Annotated in this window: 16 protein-coding genes; 9 read left to right on the forward strand and 7 right to left on the reverse strand. The window is 72.4% G+C overall.

Annotated elements, in window-relative coordinates; genetic code table 11:
* Positions 1 to 454: 454 nt before the first annotated feature.
* Complete coding sequence (locus tag ABT232_RS07950; protein ID WP_351837453.1) at positions 455 to 1465, forward strand: tellurite resistance/C4-dicarboxylate transporter family protein; 1011 nt, start codon at positions 455 to 457, stop codon at positions 1463 to 1465.
* On the opposite strand, the gene ABT232_RS07955 is transcribed toward ABT232_RS07950, so the two are convergent.
* Positions 1443 to 1796 carry a hypothetical protein gene (locus tag ABT232_RS07955; protein ID WP_351837456.1) on the reverse strand — a complete coding sequence of 118 codons (354 nt, stop codon included), beginning with the start codon at positions 1794 to 1796 and terminating at the stop codon, positions 1443 to 1445. The genes ABT232_RS07950 and ABT232_RS07955 overlap by 23 nt on opposite strands.
* A gap of 367 nt (positions 1797 to 2163) precedes the next feature.
* Between ABT232_RS07955 and ABT232_RS07960 the strand changes: the two genes are divergently transcribed.
* Both ABT232_RS07960 and ABT232_RS07965 read left to right on the forward strand, forming a co-directional pair.
* A complete protein-coding gene (locus tag ABT232_RS07960) occupies positions 2164 to 3228 on the forward strand; it encodes a C40 family peptidase (protein ID WP_351837458.1) in 1065 nt (354 codons plus the stop codon).
* Between the two features lie 120 nt (positions 3229 to 3348).
* On the forward strand, positions 3349 to 3981 hold the full coding sequence (locus ABT232_RS07965; RefSeq protein ID WP_351837460.1) for a hypothetical protein: 633 nt from the start codon (positions 3349 to 3351) through the stop codon (positions 3979 to 3981).
* A gap of 24 nt (positions 3982 to 4005) precedes the next feature.
* Here ABT232_RS07965 and ABT232_RS07970 read toward each other — a convergent pair whose 3' ends face one another.
* Positions 4006 to 4752, reverse strand: coding sequence for a LuxR C-terminal-related transcriptional regulator (locus ABT232_RS07970; protein ID WP_351837463.1), 747 nt, complete (start codon positions 4750 to 4752; stop codon positions 4006 to 4008).
* Positions 4749 to 6044 carry an ATP-binding protein gene (locus ABT232_RS07975; RefSeq protein WP_351837465.1) on the reverse strand — a complete coding sequence of 432 codons (1296 nt, stop codon included), beginning with the start codon at positions 6042 to 6044 and terminating at the stop codon, positions 4749 to 4751. The genes ABT232_RS07970 and ABT232_RS07975 overlap by 4 nt, the downstream gene beginning before the upstream one ends.
* Before the next feature lie 179 nt (positions 6045 to 6223).
* On the opposite strand from ABT232_RS07975, the gene ABT232_RS07980 reads away from it, so the two are divergent.
* Positions 6224 to 7807 carry a PspC domain-containing protein gene (locus ABT232_RS07980; RefSeq protein ID WP_351837468.1) on the forward strand — a complete coding sequence of 528 codons (1584 nt, stop codon included), beginning with the start codon at positions 6224 to 6226 and terminating at the stop codon, positions 7805 to 7807.
* The gene (locus ABT232_RS07985; protein WP_351837470.1) at positions 7794 to 8021 is read left to right on the forward strand and encodes a hypothetical protein; all 228 of its coding nucleotides are present in this window, start codon (positions 7794 to 7796) and stop codon (positions 8019 to 8021) included. Before ABT232_RS07980 ends, ABT232_RS07985 begins: the two co-directional genes overlap by 14 nt.
* Before the next feature lie 88 nt (positions 8022 to 8109).
* Here ABT232_RS07985 and ABT232_RS07990 read toward each other — a convergent pair whose 3' ends face one another.
* The 3 genes from ABT232_RS07990 to ABT232_RS08000 form a co-directional block, all read right to left on the reverse strand.
* Positions 8110 to 8634: a DoxX family protein gene (locus tag ABT232_RS07990; RefSeq protein WP_351837473.1), complete on the reverse strand. Its 525-nt coding sequence runs from the start codon at positions 8632 to 8634 to the stop codon at positions 8110 to 8112.
* Between the two features lie 189 nt (positions 8635 to 8823).
* The gene (locus tag ABT232_RS07995) at positions 8824 to 10113 is read right to left on the reverse strand and encodes a hypothetical protein (protein ID WP_351837476.1); all 1290 of its coding nucleotides are present in this window, start codon (positions 10111 to 10113) and stop codon (positions 8824 to 8826) included.
* A 288-nt stretch (positions 10114 to 10401) separates the two neighbouring features.
* Entirely contained in the window at positions 10402 to 11205 is an 804-nt protein-coding gene (locus tag ABT232_RS08000; RefSeq protein WP_351837479.1) for a class II aldolase/adducin family protein, read from the reverse strand.
* Positions 11206 to 11409: 204 nt separating this feature from the next.
* Between ABT232_RS08000 and ABT232_RS08005 the strand changes: the two genes are divergently transcribed.
* Positions 11410 to 12036, forward strand: coding sequence for a hypothetical protein (locus ABT232_RS08005; RefSeq protein WP_351837482.1), 627 nt, complete (start codon positions 11410 to 11412; stop codon positions 12034 to 12036).
* Between the two features lie 169 nt (positions 12037 to 12205).
* Positions 12206 to 12682 (forward strand): pyridoxamine 5'-phosphate oxidase family protein, encoded by a 477-nt coding sequence (locus tag ABT232_RS08010; RefSeq protein WP_351837485.1) that lies wholly within the window; start codon positions 12206 to 12208, stop codon positions 12680 to 12682.
* A 3-nt stretch (positions 12683 to 12685) separates the two neighbouring features.
* Here ABT232_RS08010 and guaA read toward each other — a convergent pair whose 3' ends face one another.
* Positions 12686 to 14266, reverse strand: coding sequence for a glutamine-hydrolyzing GMP synthase (guaA, locus tag ABT232_RS08015; RefSeq protein ID WP_351837487.1), 1581 nt, complete (start codon positions 14264 to 14266; stop codon positions 12686 to 12688).
* 467 nt (positions 14267 to 14733) lie between these two features.
* Between guaA and ABT232_RS08020 the strand changes: the two genes are divergently transcribed.
* Both ABT232_RS08020 and ABT232_RS08025 read left to right on the forward strand, forming a co-directional pair.
* Positions 14734 to 15024: a chorismate mutase gene (locus ABT232_RS08020; RefSeq protein WP_351837490.1), complete on the forward strand. Its 291-nt coding sequence runs from the start codon at positions 14734 to 14736 to the stop codon at positions 15022 to 15024.
* A gap of 846 nt (positions 15025 to 15870) precedes the next feature.
* A complete protein-coding gene (locus ABT232_RS08025) occupies positions 15871 to 16890 on the forward strand; it encodes an LPXTG cell wall anchor domain-containing protein (RefSeq protein WP_351837493.1) in 1020 nt (339 codons plus the stop codon).
* The last annotated feature ends 43 nt before the right edge of the window (positions 16891 to 16933 follow it).

Genomic DNA, 16933 nt, shown 5'->3' on the forward strand with positions numbered 1-16933 from the left:
GTGCGGTGAAGATTCGACACCTCCACCACACACGGGGGTCTTCGCCACGATCAAGACCGACCCGTGTCAACAACGCTCGTGATCAATACAGCTAGGCGCTGGAGGCCGGGCATCGGGGGCCGGACGCCCAGCGGCGGGCACTGAAGGCCGGACGCTGGGCGCCGGAGGCCAAGCGGTGGAGGCCGACCGCCGCGCGGCGGGTGCTGAGGGCCGGGCGTCGGGGGCGAACGCCAGGCGTCGGACGCCGGACTCCGGGCGGCGGGCGCTGAAGGCCCGGCACTGAGGGCCGGGCAGCAGGCGCTGGGAGCGGTGCTGGTGCCGTGTGCTCGCCGAGCGTGGGCCTCGGCGCTCGCCGCGGCGTGCGTCTGCCCCGCTGCCCGCGCCCGCGTGGTTTTCACCCCGCCCGCGCGCGTGGCCCGCCCGCGGCGCGCGTGCGGCTCCTTAGCATCGCCCCATGCCCGGCACCTCCCCCCTCCGCGCCTGGTGGGCGCAGCGTCCACCGGCGGCCGGAGCCGCCGTGATGGCGACCGGCATCATCTCGATCGGCCTGGGTCTGACGGGCCACGCGGTGCTGTCGCGCGTCTTCCTCGCGGTGGCCTGCGTCGGCTGGCTCGCCCTCGCGGCGGACTTCGTCGTACGGCTGCTGTGGCAGCGGGAGCGCTGGCTGCGGGAGGCCGGCACGCCCGCCGCGCTGACCGCGGTGGCGGCGACGACGGTCCTCGGAGCGCGCTTCTCGACGCTGGGCCGGCAGCCGGTGGCCGAGGCGATCCTGGCGCTGGCGGCCGTGCTGTGGCCGGTACTGCTCGTGCTGGTCCTCAAGCACCGGCGTCGGCGGATGCCGGGCGCGGTCTTCCTGACGTGCGTGGCGACCCAGGGGCTCGCGGTGCTCGCCGCGACGCTCGCGCAGGCGGAGACGGTGGCCTGGCTCGCGTACACCGCGATGGTGCTGTTCTGGCTGGGGATCGTGATCTACGGGTTCGCGCTGTCGCGTTTCGATCCGCGGCAGGTCGTCGAGGGCGCAGGGGACCACTGGGTCGCGGGCGGCGCGCTCGCCATCTCGGCGCTGGCCGGCGCGAAGCTCATCGCCGCCGACGGGCCGGACCTGTATCTGTGGAACCTCGACGACCTCGGCGTCCTGCGCACCGTGACGCTCACGCTGCTGGTGCTGGATCTGTGCTGGTACGCCGTACTGCTGGCCGCGGAGGTGGCGAGGCCGCGGCCGCGGCACGACGTACGCCGCTGGGCCACCGTGTTCCCGATGGGGATGACGGCGGCGGCGATGCTGTCGGTCGCCTCCGCCCTGGACCTTCCCGGGTTCGAGGTGCCGGGCGAGGTGCTGCTGTGGATCGCGGTGGCCGCCTGGCTCGCGGTCGCCGCGCGCGCGGCCACGGCCGCCCGGGCCGCCGTACGGCCCTCGACCGCGCGGCACCGCGGGCCGAAGCTCAGGTCCAGAGCACCGCGATGAAGATGTTCGCCGTGGTCAGCAGGCCCACCAGGCCGAAGAGGCCCTTGTCCACCCTGTCATCGTCCCGCTTCACGTAGACGAGGCCGAGGATCACGATCAGCAGGGCCAGCTTCACGCCGATCTTGATGTTGTCGACCGGCTGGTCGTCGGCCTGGTTGAGGCCGACCAGCACCACGCCGGTGACCAGCATCGTCAGGGCGCCGTGCAGCATGGCCGGGACGAAGCGGGCGGTGCCCTGCCCCATCGCCTTCATCTGCGTGAGGAAGCCGCCGAGCAGCGCCGCGATGCCGATGATGTGCAGGCCGACGAAGAGATGGATGAGTACGTCCATAGGGCCGGAGCCTAACGAGGTCCCTCCCGGCCGTCCGACACCGGCCCATAGCATCCCGTCAACACACGAGTTCCAGAATCGTCACTTCGGTCAGCTCCCTGCGATGTCGACGACCCCGTCAGGAAAACGCGGTCACAGACGGACACCGGACGGTCCACTCCCATCACTTCCGTACATCCCGTTACCGCTCCGACACACAGCGGCCTAGCGTCCTCCCCCAGGTGTCCGGCCTCCCACCGCCGTCCGGGCCAGGGGCGGCAGCCGGACACCTCCGCCGAGAAGGTCCGGCGGCGGCCCCGCTCCCCTGTACCGGGCCGCCGCCGGACCGCGCAGACCTCCCGGCCGTAGGAAAGGACGTGCAGTCCACGTGGCAGCGCACCGCAAGCTCCGGCACCGCTCGATCGGCGGCCATCGGGCCCGTACGGCGGCGACCATCGCCCTCGCGGGCGCGGCGACCGCGACGGCGTTCGAGGGCACCGGGCAGGCCGCACCGGAGCTGACACCGGCGCAGGTCAAGGCCAGGGTGGACAAGCTGTACCAGGAGGCGGAGGCCGCCACCGAGAAGTACAACGGCGCCAAGGAGAAGGCCGAGGCGGCCGAGAAGCGGCTCGCGACCCTCCAGGACGAGGCGGCCCGTAGGCAGGACCGGCTCAACTCGGCACGGAACGCCCTGGGTTCCATCGCCGCGGCACAGTACCGCGGCGGCGGCCTCGACCCGGCGCTGCAACTGGTGCTCTCCGACGATCCCGACCAGTACCTGGAGGGCGCCGCCTTCGCCGAACGGGCCGGCGACCGGCAGTCCGCCGCCGTCACCGGGGTCCGCGAGCAGCTGCGGGAGATCGAGCAGCTGCGCGGCGCGGCCCGCGTCGAGCTGACGTCGCTGACCTCGCGTCAGGCGGAGCTGAAGCGGCACAAGCAGACGATCACCGGCAAGCTGGACGCGGCCCGGCTGTTGCTGTCCCGGCTCACCGCCGAGGAGCGGGCCCGGGTCACCCAGGACGGCACGGACCGCGCCTCCCGGGGCGCGTCGGCCGCGCGCGAGGCCCTGTCGGCGCCCGGCGGTCCGGGGACGGCGGCGCTCAACTCCCGTGCGGCCGCGGCCGTCTCGTACGCCTACTCCAAGCTCGGCAGTCCCTATGTCTGGGGCGCCACCGGCCCCGACGCCTTCGACTGCTCGGGCCTGGTCCAGGCCGCCTACCGCTCCGCCGGCGTCTCCCTGCCGCGCACCACCTACGCCCAGATCAGCGCCGGCAGCCGCGTCGCACGCTCCGAACTCCAGCCTGGAGACCTGGTGTTCTTCTACTCCGGCATCACCCACGTCGGCCTCTACGTCGGCAACGGCCAGATGGTCCACGCCCCCAACCCCTCCGCTCCGGTCCGGGTCGCGCCGATCGACGAGATGCCGTTCGCGGGGGCCACCCGCGTGGTGTGAGAAGCGCCGCGCACGGGGCATGCGCAATGGCATGAGCACGGCGGCACGGTAGCGTCACACGTCGAAGCGGCGGTGCGCCGCCTCGTACGTCCCCGCCGTCCCGCCTTCCAGAAGGACCTGATGCCCCGCTCGCCGCTGCCCCCGCCGCCTCCGCCGCCGCACGTCCGGACCTGGCCGGACCGGGCGTCGCTGCTGGCCGACCGGGGACGGGCGCTGGAGGAACTGCGGCGGCGCAGCCTCGGGGTGCACCGGATCCTGCTGCTGTGGCTGCTGGCGCTCGCGGCGATCATCGGCTGGTCGCTGCTGGTGCTGCCGTTGCAGCAGATCGAGGAGAAGGACCCCCTCGGATTCATCCTCGGCCCGGTCTTCGGCCTTCTCGGCCTGGCCTCCCTCGCCCCGTCGGTCATCGCGGTGGTCCTCGCCGTCCGCCGCGACCGCCAGATCGGCCAACTCACGGACGCCTGGCTGTCGCTGGACACCCACCCGCCGACCGACTCCCGCCTGCGCTCCCCCGGTCTCAGCCTCTTCTGGCTGCTGTCCTCCTTCGCGGTCGGCGCGATCGGCCTGTGGGCCTCCTTCGCCGCCGCCGCGGAGGCGAGGCCCGGCCGGTCGTCCTACGCCGACGTCACCCTCGGGATGGGCATCGGCATGATCCTCTGGCTGACCGGACTGATCGGCGCAGTGAAGGCCGTACGGCACTACCGGTGGGCGCTGCGCCTGCTGGGACGGGCGGCCCGGCCGAGCCACCACTGACGGGTGCCGCGCCGGCGCGCCCGCTCAGACCAGTCGCCGCGCCGTCGCCCAGCGGGTCAGCTCGTGCCGGTTGGACAGCTGGAGCTTGCGGAGGACGGCGGAGACATGGGACTCCACCGTCTTCACGGAGATGAACAGCTGCTTGGCGATCTCCTTGTACGCGTATCCCCGGGCGATGAGCCGCAGCACCTCGCGCTCGCGCTGGGTGAGACGGTCCAGGTCCTCGTCGACCGGCGGGGCGTCGGTGGAGGCGAAGGCGTCGAGCACGAACCCGGCGAGGCGCGGCGAGAAGACCGCGTCGCCCTCCTGCACCCGGAAGATCGAGTCGATGAGGTCCGAGCCGGTGATCGTCTTCGTCACATAGCCCCGCGCACCGCCCCGGATCACGCCGATCACATCCTCCGCCGCGTCCGAGACGGACAGCGCGAGGAAGCGGACAGGCCGCTCGGCGTCGGACATCAACGGGGCGCAGCGGCGCAGCACTTCCACACCACCGCCGCCCGGCAGATGCACATCGAGGAGGACGACCTCGGGCCGGGTCGCGGTGATGACGGTGACCGCCTGGTCGACGTCCGCGGCCTCGCCGACGACCTCGACACCGGTCTCCTCGGTCCGGCCGATCTCGGCCTGCACGCCCGTGCGGAACATCCGGTGGTCGTCGACCAGGACGACACGCACCCGACGCCCGCCGGTGCCCTGGCCGGCCGTCTCCGCGGTCTCGGCCGGCTGTGCCGCTCCCGCTGTTCCGCTCGTCTCGGTCGGGTCGCTCATGACGTCTTCTCCGCCCTCTCCATCTCCAGCTCGACCTCCGTGCCGCCGTCGGGTACCGCCCGCAGCCGGGCCGTACCGCCGTTGCGTTCCATACGGCCGATGATCGATTCTCTGACACCCATGCGGTCGGCGGGTATCGAGTCGGGATCGAAGCCGGGGCCGCGGTCCCGCACGGACACGAAGACCGTTCTTCCCTCGACTTCGGCGTAGACCTGCACGGCGCCGCCCTCGCCACCGTACTTGGCGGCGTTCACCATCGCCTCGCGCGCGGCCTGCATCTGTGCGCTGGTCCTCTCGTCGAGCGGGCAGTCGCCGACGACCACGACCTCGATCGGGACGCCGTGCTTGTCCTCCACCTCGGCGGCGTTGCGCCGCACCGCGTCGGCGAGGGTGCTGGGCTCGTCCTCCTCGTCCTTGCCGGTGCCCTCCGGTTTGTAGAGCCAGGTGCGCAGGTCGCGCTCCTGGGCGCGGGCGAGCCGGCGCACCTCGCCGGCGTTCTCCGCGTTGCGCTGGATCAGCGTCAGGGTGTGCAGCACCGAGTCGTGCACATGGGCGGCGACCTCGGCGCGCTCCTGAGCGCGGATGCGCATCAGACGCTCCTCCGAGAGGTCCTGGGTCATCCGCACGAGATACGGGCCGGCGAGGAGCGTGATGCCGACGAGGACCGCGAGGGCCGCCTGGAGGACCGAGCCGAGGTGGGCGGCGGAGCCCTGCAGGACGAAGATGCCGGAGACGCCGGCCGTGACCAGCAGGACTCCGCCCACGGCACGCAGCAGGGTGAGCGTGCGCCGACGGCGGCCGACCTCCACCCAGCGGGCCCGGCGGGCGTTGTCCGCCTGGCGCCAGACCAGGGCGACACCGGCTCCGACGAGGACGGCGGGCAGGAGGTAGGCCTTGGCGCCGCTGCCCAGGTTGACGCTGCTGACGAAGACCATGGCCACGACGACCATCAGCAGCAGCGCGACGATCTGGCCCTTGTCGGGTTTGCGGGTGAGTCTGCGGCGGCCGTCGGCCGAGCCGTCGGTGGTGACGAGCGACGGCGGCCTGTCGGCGTCCACACCGCCGACGCCGAGCGGCACGAAGAACCAGAACGCGGCATACAGCAGCGCGCCGAGACCGTCGGCCATGAACAGGCCGACGAACACCAGGCGGACCCAGATCACGGGCAGCCCGAGATGTCCCGCCAGCCCCCGCGCCACACCACCGAGCCAGCGTCCGTCACTGCTGCGGTAGAGCTTGCGCGGCGGCTGCGGTTCGGCGAGTGGCGCTGCTGCGGTTGCGGCTTCCGGCATGCCATCGATGGTCACACGGCGGCCGGGCCCGAGCATCAGGGTCGACCCCCGAGACTCCCCTGATCTTCGGCGGGGCGGCCGGTCGCACGGATCCCACGCCTCGCGTCAGGGGCGATATCAGGGTTCGGCCAGGGTCGTTCCGACTGCCGCCGAGGCCCCTCGACCGTCACCATGGACCCATGACTGATCACCAGCACGCCGCGGATCCCGGGCCCGACGCGGGCGCCGCGTCCGACCCGGCGACCACGGCCTCCGCGGGTGCGGACCCACGCGCACAGGAGCGCGCGGGCTCGCACGAGCGGGCGGGCGGGCGCGATCAGGAGAACGCGCCGACCGAGCTGGGCACGGACGGACAGCGGGGCACACCCGACGAGGCGGGCCGGACCAAAGGAGCGAGGGTGAGCGGGGTGCCGACGACGGACCAGCCCGGAGCACCGGACGACGCCGGACGGCGGACGGGACCCGACGCCTCCGAGGAAGCGGGGGCGGTCGAAGGGCTGCGGCACTTCCGGCGGGACCGGCGGCACAAGACGATCGCCGGCGTGTGCGCCGGGCTCGGACGGCAGTGCGACATGGACCCCGTCATCTTCCGGATCACCCTGGCGGTGCTGGCGGCCACCGGCGGAATCGGCCTCATCTTCTACGGCTTCGCCTGGCTCTTCGTCCCGTACGACGACGAGGACGAGAACGAGGTCCACAAGCTGCTCACCGGCCGGGTCGACGGCCAGGCCCTCGCCGCGGTGCTGTTCGCACTGGTCGGCTGCGGAGTCTTCCTGTCGATGCTGAACAACGGCGGGGTGCTGACCTTCGCCGTCGTCCTCTCCCTGCTGCTCGCCGGCGCCGGATACTGGTCGCAGCGGCGCGGCGCCGAGGACCCGGATCCACTCGCCGCGCAGGCCGCCGCCGACGCCCCGCCGGAGGCGCAGGCCCCGCCGGCGCCCATCGCCTACTCCTGGTGGCGCGACCCGATAGTCAAGGACGGCACGCATGTCGGCGGCACCGGTTATCTGTGGGGCCCGCGCGACTCCAGGGACCGAGACATCGCGCTCACCGTCGCTGTCGACCTCGACTCCTACCCGCACGGCCGCGAGCATCCGCGCGACGTGCGCCGGGAGCCGACGAAGCCGCGCGGCCCCCGCTGGATCGGCGGCTGGGTCTTCCTGCTCGCCCTCGTCGCGGGCGGTCTCGGCGCCAGACTGACGTGGGACGAACACCCGCTCGGCACCAGCCTCCAGACCGGCCTGTCCTGCGCGCTCGCCGTCCTCGGTCTCGGCATCGCGATCAGTGCCTTCCTGGGACGGACGGGCGCGGGGTCGGTGTTCCTGGCGCTCGTCACGGCCGCGCTGCTCGCCGGCTCGGCCGCGCTGCCCAAGGACATCGGCACCCAGTGGGTGCGCACGACTTGGCAGCCCACGGTGGTGGCGGACATACGGGAGAAGTACGACCTCGGCACCGGCGTGGGCACCCTGGACCTGTCCGAGCTCGACCCAGGCAAGGGCCAGACGCTGACCACGGCGGCCGAGGTGGGAGTGGGCCGGCTGCATGTGATCGTGCCGAGGGACGTGAAGGTGACGGCTGACATCGATGTGGGCGTGGGTGACATCCAGCTGCCGGGCGACCGGAAACAGGACGTGGATGTGGCGCCGGGCAAGTACAAGCAGGTGACCCTGGAGCCGGCGAAGGGCACGAAGGGGGCCGGCACGATCGATCTCGACCTCCAGGTCGGGGTGGGACAGGTGGAGGTGAGCCGTGCTGCGTCATGAGTTCCAGCCGGGAAGGCTCGTCGCGGGGTTCTTCCTCGTCGTCGCGGGCGTGGTCTACGCCGGGGACGCGGGCGGCGCGTGGGAGACACCGTGGTTCGCGGTGATCCCGCTGGTCGTCGGCGGCCTGTGCCTGGCCGGCGCGGCAGGCGTCCTGGGCCGGGCGATACGCCGCCGCGACACCGCGGCACCGCGCACGGGCGAGCCCCGGGGCTGACCCGGGCCGGGAAGCCCGGGCTCGCCGGCTCCGGCCACTTCGCTACTGGTGAGGCCGGCCAGAGGCAGCGGCGCGCGGGCGCTCGCGCCTATGCCACCACCTGATCCCGTCGCCGCGCTCGCAAGGCGGCGTCCAGGGAGAGGTACGGGGCACCGGCGAGGACGAGGGGGATCCAGGCCATGAGGTAGGCCAGGTCGTTGCCGTAGTAGTAGGGGTCGGAGGCCCAGCTCACGGTCAGCCACAGGCTGAGGGAGATCAGGGCGCCGCCGAGGGCGGCGATCCGGGCGAGGAGGCCGAGCAGGGTGCCGATGCCGACGGCGAGTTCACCGAGGGCGATGGCGTAGCCGAAGCCGACGGGGCTCTTCAGGGCCAGGTCGACCAGAGCCGGGACGGCCGAGGAGTCACGGACGGTCCGCATCAGGTCGCCGACCGAGCCGGATCCGGCGCTCTGCATGAAGGCGCTGTCGGTGAGCTTGTCGAGGCCGGCGTAGGTGAAGGTGACGCCGAGGAAGATCCGCAGGGGCAGCAGGGCGTAGTGGGTGGCGGTGCTCCGCCAGTCCCCGCCTCCACCGGTCTGCGATGTGTGGGTGTCCGGACGAATACCGTGAGTCATCGCAGATCGCCGCCTCTCGCCCGCCGTGCCGTGACCCCTCATCAGACGATACGTACGAAAGGGAGGAGCCGCTCACTCATGTACCGGACTGTTTCGCGGATCCGCGCGGTCGGCCGCACCGTGCTGCGCCCTCTCCTCCCCTTGCTCCCCCTGCTCGCGCTGCTCTCCCCGCTCCTCCTATTCCGTCATCTACTCCGTCACCTCGATCACGTACGGGTTGGTCTCCGCGCCCGCCGCCGTGACGACCTGCACGGTCACCCGGCCCGGCTCGACGTCGACCGGCACGGGCACGGTGAGCAGCGTGTCCGTGGGGTTGCTGAAGCCACCGGCGACGGGCACGAGCGGCACATGGACGTGGACCGACCCGATCCGTACCGCCATCCGCGACAGCCGGTCGGCGCCCTGGGCGCCCGGCGGGACGAAGCCGGCGCCGCGGATCTCGATGTCCTCGCCGGTGCGGATGGGCGCGTCGAGGTCACCGGCCTCCCGGGCGCGGACGACGGAGAGCACCACGGGCCGGCCGCCCTCGCTGTACTTGCCGGCCAGGTAGGTCGCGGCCGAGATCAGCACAACCACCGCGAGACCCCACGGCAGGTCGGGCAGCTGGTCCGGGCGGCGGGCCAGCCGTACCGCGCCGAAGACGAGGGCGACCGTGCTGATCACCACGTACTGGAGGTCGGCGAAGTTGCCCCGGCCGGCGTCGTCGGTGAGCAGATCGGCAGCCCGTGGCCGGTCCGCGCGGACCTTCTGCAACCGCTGGGACAGCACACGCAGCCCGACCACCCGCCGTACCAGCACCGCGATCCCGCACACCACCGCGAGCACGGTCACCACACCGGCGCCGCGGGCGAGTTCGAGCCCGGCGATCAGCGCGTCCCGCTCGTCGTGGTCCGAGGCGGCCGCCAGCTGTGCGGCCAGCACCAGCACCGCGTAGGCGACGAACAGCACCCAGGCCGCGGCCACGGCACGGGAGGTGGACAGCCGGTTGTCCTCGCCGATCACCGGCGCGAGCGCCCCGCCGCGCGCCCGGTGGAACCAGGAGGCGGCGGTCAGCGCCCCGCCCACCACCAGCGCGGCGAGCAGTCCGGCCGTGCGGGCCGCCGACCAGCCCGCGCCGATCGCCGTGAACGCCTGCACCAGCAGCAACAGCAGGACCAGCGCCCACACCACCGCCGCCGTCCACCGCCACAGCCGGGCCAGCCAGGCCTCGCCCTCGGCGCGGCCGCGCGCGGCGACGAGCTGGGCGGACTGGGTCAGCTCGTCCGAGACCCACTGGCGGGAGGCGGAGACGGAGTGCGCCACCGCCGCCGGCAGCCCTTGTCCGGCCGCGAACTCGTCCCGTTTCGACAGGAACGCGGCGACGGCCCGCCGATGTCCCTCGCGTGCCCCGTGCGGGCAGTCCCCGCAGGTACAGCCGCCCCCATGGGCGCCGCCGTACGTTCCCGGCTCCGCGCCCTGTCTCGCCTCCTGCACCGCCACGCCCGACGCCCGTCCTTCCCGGCCACCGCCCCGCGACGCCCGTGCGACGCCGCCGTACAACTCCGCTTCGACGAGAGCGAATTGTGCCCTACGCCACGCCGTCCGCGTCCGCTCGGTCTGGTCAAGGCGGGTGAATTCGCGCTCGGTGTGTTGACCCGGCTGGAGGAGCTTCGATATGGCCGGGATCGTCCGGCGCGGCGATCCCCCGGTCCTCGGCGGCGGAACGGTGACGGCGAGGCCGCGCGGGTCCGCGGCGGGCGCGCGTCAGGTGAGCAGGTCGGGCACGCGTCAGGTGAGCAGGTCGGGTTCGCTGCGGCTGATGTCCTGCCACAGCGGCTGGTAGTTGATCCACGCCACCAGGTCGCCGCCCAGTTGCTCTCGGGTCGCCACGGCCGCCTTGTGGTCGATCAGCACCGGCCGGCCCGCCGCCCGCGCGGTCAGCTGCACCTGACAGGACCGCTCCATCGACAGGAACCACCACGCGGCCGCGTCGACGGAGTCGCCGACGGTCAGCAGTCCGTGGTTGCGCAGCACCAGCGCCTTGCCGGAGCCGAGCGCGGAGGCGATCCGGCGGCCCTCCTCGGTGTCGACGGAGACGCCGGTGTAGGAGTCGTAGAGGGCGTGGTCCTCGTAGAAGGCGCAGCTCTCCTGGGTGATCGGGTCCAGGAGGTCGCCGAGGGCGGACAGGGCGCGGCCGTGCACGGAGTGGCAGTGGGCGACCGCGACGACGTCGGGGCGGGCGGCGTGCACCTGGGCGTGGACGGTGAAGGCGGCCTGGTTGACGTGGTAGCGGCCCTCCAGGACCTGTCCGTCGGAGTTGGCGAGGACCAGGTCGCTGACGGTGATGTGCTTGAAGGGCATGCCGAAGGGGTTCACCCAGAAGCAGTCGGAGAACTCCGGGTCGCGGGCGGTGATGTGCCCGGAGACACCGTCCTCGAAGCCGGCCCGCCCGAAGATCCGCAGGGCGCCCGCAAGCCGTTCCTTGCGGTGCCGGCGTTCCTCCTCGACCGTCTCGTGCATCGGCGGCATGGCGAACCGCAGCCGATCGGTGGGCAGGGGCGGGGGCGGAGTGGGCCGGGGGGTCCCGTGCATCGCGTCCTCCAGCACTGGTTGCTCTACGGGGCGGAAGTTACCGTCGGTCCGCTCGGAAGGACAGGCCGTCCCGGGAAGATGACGTACGCAACACAGCGACGAACGACGGGACGGCGTGCAACCCTCGCGCGGGTTCACCGGTCTGGTTTCCGGAATCAGAAGTTCAGTGCCATTTTTTCGGCCTTCCAGAGCCAGGAGCCACCCGTGAGTCTCGCCGAGCAGCACATCACGGCCGTCATGCGACAGGTCGCGTCCCAGGACGTCGTCCAGCTGGACCACCCGTTCGCGAAGGCGCAGACCGTCGGGTCGCTCGCGTACCTCGCCGAGGCCTACGGTTTCCGCTACGCGGACGCCCGGGTCGAGGGCAAGGAGAAGACGCTGCGCGTCTATCTCGTGCGGGACGCCGGGGACGCGGCGCGGCAGCGGGCGGCGGCCAACGCGGCGGCGTTCCCGCTGGCCGGCGCGGGCGGTCCGGTGCCGGGCATGCAGCCGGGCACGCTCACCCCGCTGCCCGCGGCGCAGCCGGAGGTCGACCTGCTGATGGCGCTGATCCGGTACGACGCGCTCGGTTCCGCCGTCGACCGCAAGAAGTTCCTGGCCATGTCCTGGTCGTTCCCGCTGGTCCTCCTGCTGGTGGCGGTGCTGACCGGGAAGTACGCCGTGCTGCTGCCGCTCACCGTCCTGCCGCCGGTGGTGCTGCTGGGCGCCCTGCGCATCAACGCGGCCCGGCGCGCGAAGCTGGCCGAGCGCCTCGCGGCGGCGGGGTGCGCCCCGGTGCGGGACGAGACGGGGCGGGAGCGCTTCATACGGCCGGCGGCCCTGAACGCCTGACCGGCAGGCCCGCCTGACCGGCAGGCCCGCCTGGCCGCCCCGCCCCGGCCGACCCACCTTGGGCGACCAGCCCTCGCCGACCCCTCCCGCCCTCTCCTGGCAGGCCACCACCCGACGGCCCGGTGAATACCGGACAGCGGATGTCGGGTATCGGCGCCACACTCGTCGTATGGCAGCGAACAACTGGGAAACCTTCGTCACGGCGGAACCCGAACTGGCGAAGACGGTCGAGGCGCGCTTCGGCGCGTTCACCCATCACGTCCTCGCGACGCTCCGCAAGGACGGCTCGCCCCGGACCACCGGCCTGGAGGTGCGTTTCCTGAACGGCGAGCTGTGGCTCGGCATGATGCCGGGCTCGCTGAAGGCGCTCGATCTGCGCCGCGACGGGCGGTTCGCGCTCCAGGCGAACCCCGGCGAGGGCACCGGGATGGGCGGCGGCGACGTGCGGATCGGCGGGCGGGCGATCGAGGTGGAGGATCCGCGGGTGAAGGCCGCCTACACGAAAGAGGTGGAACCGCCGGAGCCGTTCCACCTCTTCCGCACCGAACTGACGGAGGTCGTCCGGACCTCGGTCGAGGACGACACCTACCTCGTCGTCCAGGTCTGGAGGCCCGGCGCGCCCCTGCGCACGATCAAGCGCACGTAGGGGTCACTCCCACTCGATCGTCCCCGGCGGCTTGGAGGTCACGTCGAGGACGACGCGGTTGACGTCGCGGACCTCGTTGGTGATCCGGGTGGAGATGCGGGCGAGGACGTCGTAGGGCAGCCGGGACCAGTCGGCGGTCATGGCGTCCTCGGAGGAGACGGGGCGCAGCACGATGGGGTGGCCGTAGGTGCGGCCGTCGCCCTGGACGCCGACGCTGCGGACGTCCGCGAGCAGGACCACCGGGCACTGCCAGATGTCCCGGTCGAGGCCGGCCGAGGTCAGCTCCTCGCGGGCGATGGCGTCGGCCTCGCGAAGCAGGTCCAGCCGCTCCTTGGTGACCTCGCCGACGATCCGGATGCCGAGGCCCGGGCCCGGGAAGGGCTGGCGCTGGACGATCTCCTCGGGCAGGCCCAGTTCCTGGCCGACCATCCGGACCTCGTCCTTGAACAGCTTGCGCAGCGGCTCGATCAGCTTGAACTCGAGGTCCTCGGGCAGGCCGCCGACGTTGTGGTGCGACTTGATGTTGGCGGTGCCGGTGCCGCCGCCGGACTCGACGACGTCCGGGTAGAGGGTGCCCTGGACCAGGAACTCGACCGCCGGGCCCTCGTCCGCGATGATCTCGGCCTGGGCCTGCTCGAAGACGCGGATGAACTCGCGGCCGATGATCTTCCGCTTCTCCTCGGGGTCGGAGACCCCGGCGAGCGCCTTGAGGAACCGCTCCTCCGCGTCCACGACCTTCAGCTGTACGCCGGTCGCGGCGACGAAGTCCTTCTCGACCTGCTCGGTCTCGCCCTTGCGCATCAGGCCGTGGTCGACGTAGACGCAGGTCAGCTGGGAACCGATGGCCTTCTGGACCAGCGCGGCGGCGACCGCGGAGTCCACGCCGCCGGACAGACCGCAGATGGCCCGCTTGTCGCCGACCAGCTCGCGGATCGCGGCGACCTGCTCGTCGATGACGTTGCCGGTGGTCCAGTTCGGCTGGAGACCCGCGCCGCGGTAGAGGAAGTGCTCCAGGACCTGCTGGCCGTGCGTGGAGTGCATGACCTCGGGGTGGTACTGGACGCCGTAGAGCTTCTTCTCGTCGTTCTCGAAGGCGGCGACCGGGACGACGTCTGTGGAGGCCGTGACGGAGAAGCCCTCGGGGGCGGCGGAGCAGGCGTCGCCGTGCGACATCCACACGGCCTGCTCGTCCGGGGTGCCCTCGAAGAGGGTGGAGGAGGAGCGGGAGACGTGCAGGTCGGTGCGGCCGTACTCACGGGCGCCGGTGTTGTCGACGGTGCCGCCGAGGGTCTGCGCCATCAGCTGGAAGCCGTAGCACATGCCGAAGACGGGGACGCCGGCCTCGAAGAGGGCGCTGTCGAGGCGCGGGGCGCCCTCCTCGTACACGGACGAGGGGCCGCCGGAGAGGATGATCGCCGCCGGGTTCTTGGCGAGCATCTCCTGGACCGGCATGGTGCTCGGCACGATCTCGCTGTAGACCCGGGCCTCGCGGACTCGACGGGCGATGAGCTGGGCGTACTGCGCACCGAAGTCGACGACCAGAACGGTGTCGGGGGCGGCGGCAGCGGGAGTCGCTGATGACACGGGGGCCTTCCGGCGGTTTGGGCGGGGTCTCTGTGCTGTCCAATTCTACCGAGACGGCCGTCGGACCGATTCCGTCACTTCCACCGAAGGCCGCTGCGGGACCGTCCCGTCACCGATGCCGTGGCCGACGCCGTCGCCCGCCGCGCGGCCCCCGCCCCGTCTCCTCGGCCCTCGGCTCGTCCTGGCTCGCGCGGCGCTGAGAGGTTCGTCTCAGGATCCGAACGGCTTTGGCCGCCGGCCCGGCCCCGTGCATACTGGCCGCATGCTCACGCACCCGACCTTCCTCTTTACCTATGGCAACCGGCCCGCCGGATGCCATGGTCGTGCTGCTTGAGCAACTGACAAGCGACTTCCCAGGCGCCCCGGGCCGACAAGGCCCGGGGCGCCTGGCGTTTTCCGGTTCCTGTCGGCCCGGGGCTCCGCACCCAGCCGGGGCGAGACCCCGAGACCGCGACAAGGAGCCCAGTATGACCGCCACCACCGCCCAGCAGCAGACCGGCGCCCGTACCGCCGAGGCCGCCGATGTGATCACCGGCGCCCGGGAACGCGTGGACGCGCTCGACGACCGGATCATCGGGCTGATCCAGGAACGGATGGCCGTCTCCGCGGTGATCCAGGAGGCACGGATCACGTCCGGCGGCCGCCGGGTGAACCTCTCCCGCGAGATGGAGATCCTGGGCCGCTACCGGCAGGAGCTGGGCAAGCCCGGCACCGCCCTCGCCATGACGCTGCTGGAGCTGTGCCGGGGCAAGATCTGAATCCGCGTTCCTTGCACGTACGTACGCATCCGCTCTCACCCGTACGGCGCGTGACCGCCCGGCGGACCGCTTCGTTGGTCCCGGTGTCCGTGCCAGCCAGGGGCGGGCCCGAAAGAACCACGCGTGGCTCGCTGGAGCGATGAGACGTGCGGATCGTGCCGTGCGTCGTGGGACCTCGCTCCAGGGAAGTGACCGGACGGCAGGGGACAGCAGCCCGGTCACCCAAGAGAACGGTCGGCTCCGGGGACGCCCGGGGTCGACCGGCGGAACATCCGTACGACCCGAGAGCGGCCCTCGTCTCCCTCCCGTCCCGGAGCTGACAGGGCCTCGCCTCTCACCCACCGCTCGCGTCCCATGCAGCCATCCCGCATGCACCGCGAGCACCCGCACTGCGCACTGCGATGTCTTACCGCCGAACATTCGAGACCAGCGGCGCGACCCCCCGGCGCCGCTTCCCAGGCACCGGCGCTGCCCTGACGCCGGTGCTGACGAAAGAAGGGCCCCGCGGCTCCGTCCCGCGGGGCCCTTCGTCATGCCCGCGGCAAGACCCGGCCGACGTCCCATCAACGTCCCCTGAGGTCCCGTCGACGTCCCCTCGGCGTCCCGTCGGCGTCCCCTCGACGCCCCATTGCGGCCCGCCGAGTCTGGCCGAGTCCGGCCGCGCCTCCTGTGATCCAGGACACATAAAAATTCCGTGAGGGGCGGGACAACCTTTCGCCGCGGTCGTGGATCAAACCTCCTGAAATCAAGGGTCACGACGCGCCACACGCGAGGCCCGCCGCCCCACGCGTGCTGCGCCACCGCAGCACCGGACATCTTGAGGTCATCATGAAGCTTCGCCGCGCCATGGCAGCAGCGGCCGCGACGGCAGCGATAGCCCCGCTGGCGCTGCTCGCGGCACCGGCCGCGTTCGCGACCGAGGACCCGTCCTCCGCGTCCCCGACCGTGACCGCGACCGAGACGGTGTCCGAGTCCGCGACCCCGACCGAGATCCCGTCGGCCACGGAGAGCACGCCCGAGGCGACCGCTACCGCCCCCACCGAGACGGCCAGCGAGACCGCTCCGGCGCCGACCGGTTCCGCCTCCGCCACGGAGACGACCGAGCCCACGCAGTCGCCGTCCCCGACCGCCTCCACGTCGGTCTCGCCCTCGCCGTCGGCGAGCGAGTCCACCGACCCGGGCGAGGACCCCGAGCTCTGCACCAACCCCGACGACTCGGTCGGCCTCAGCGAGGACCTGCACAGCGGTCTCTCCGGCCTGGCCGCCAAGGTCGTCGCGGGCAGCGGCTGGGAGGAGTTCTCCTTCGACGTCTCCAACACCGGTGACGAGGAGATCCAGGACATCGTGCCGCTGATCGGCGTCGCCGCCATCGGCTGGGACGAGGAGGACTACTCGGGCGAGATCACCGTCCAGGTCTACGACAAGGGCGCGGGCTGGACGACGATCGCGGGCGCGGCGGGCGAGGGCGGCACGTTCCCCGCCTTCACGCTCGGCGCCGGCCAGTCGATCTCGTACCAGATGCGGCTGAGCGTCAGCGGTGACGTGCCGGACGCGATCGGTCTGACCGGTGGCTTCGCGCAGTACGCGGACGACGAGGGCTGCTGGATCGCCGACGACCCGAACGGCTGGCTCTACGAGTTCGACATCCTGGCCGCCGGCTCCGAGCCCGGTGACACGGAGGACGCCAAGCCGCAGACCGGCGGTTCGACCGAGCTGGAGAGCGTCAGCCAGGTCGAGGCCACCGGCAGCCTCGCCGAGACCGGCGCGGGCTCCGCGCTGCCCATGATCGGCCTGGTCGGCGGTGCCGCCGTCGTCGCCGGTGCGGGCGCGGTGTTCGTGGTGCGCCGGAAGAAGGCCGAGGCGTAAGCCTCGGCGCCGCATCTCACAGACCAAGAAGGACCTGCGCTCG

Source organism: Streptomyces sp. NPDC001532, from assembly GCF_040298625.1.
Lineage (GTDB): Bacteria > Actinomycetota > Actinomycetes > Streptomycetales > Streptomycetaceae > Streptomyces.

Coding starts and splice junctions, on each gene's coding strand:
- ABT232_RS07950 (WP_351837453.1), top strand. CDS start 455: ATGCCCGGCACCTCCCCCCTCCGCGCCTGGTGGGCGCAGCGTCCACCG.
- ABT232_RS07955 (WP_351837456.1), bottom strand. CDS start 1,796: ATGGACGTACTCATCCATCTCTTCGTCGGCCTGCACATCATCGGCATC.
- ABT232_RS07965 (WP_351837460.1), top strand. CDS start 3,349: ATGCCCCGCTCGCCGCTGCCCCCGCCGCCTCCGCCGCCGCACGTCCGG.
- ABT232_RS07970 (WP_351837463.1), bottom strand. CDS start 4,752: ATGAGCGACCCGACCGAGACGAGCGGAACAGCGGGAGCGGCACAGCCG.
- ABT232_RS07975 (WP_351837465.1), bottom strand. CDS start 6,044: ATGCCGGAAGCCGCAACCGCAGCAGCGCCACTCGCCGAACCGCAGCCG.
- ABT232_RS07980 (WP_351837468.1), top strand. CDS start 6,224: ATGACTGATCACCAGCACGCCGCGGATCCCGGGCCCGACGCGGGCGCC.
- ABT232_RS07990 (WP_351837473.1), bottom strand. CDS start 8,634: ATGACTCACGGTATTCGTCCGGACACCCACACATCGCAGACCGGTGGA.
- ABT232_RS08000 (WP_351837479.1), bottom strand. CDS start 11,205: ATGCACGGGACCCCCCGGCCCACTCCGCCCCCGCCCCTGCCCACCGAT.
- ABT232_RS08010 (WP_351837485.1), top strand. CDS start 12,206: ATGGCAGCGAACAACTGGGAAACCTTCGTCACGGCGGAACCCGAACTG.
- ABT232_RS08020 (WP_351837490.1), top strand. CDS start 14,734: ATGACCGCCACCACCGCCCAGCAGCAGACCGGCGCCCGTACCGCCGAG.
- ABT232_RS08025 (WP_351837493.1), top strand. CDS start 15,871: ATGGCAGCAGCGGCCGCGACGGCAGCGATAGCCCCGCTGGCGCTGCTC.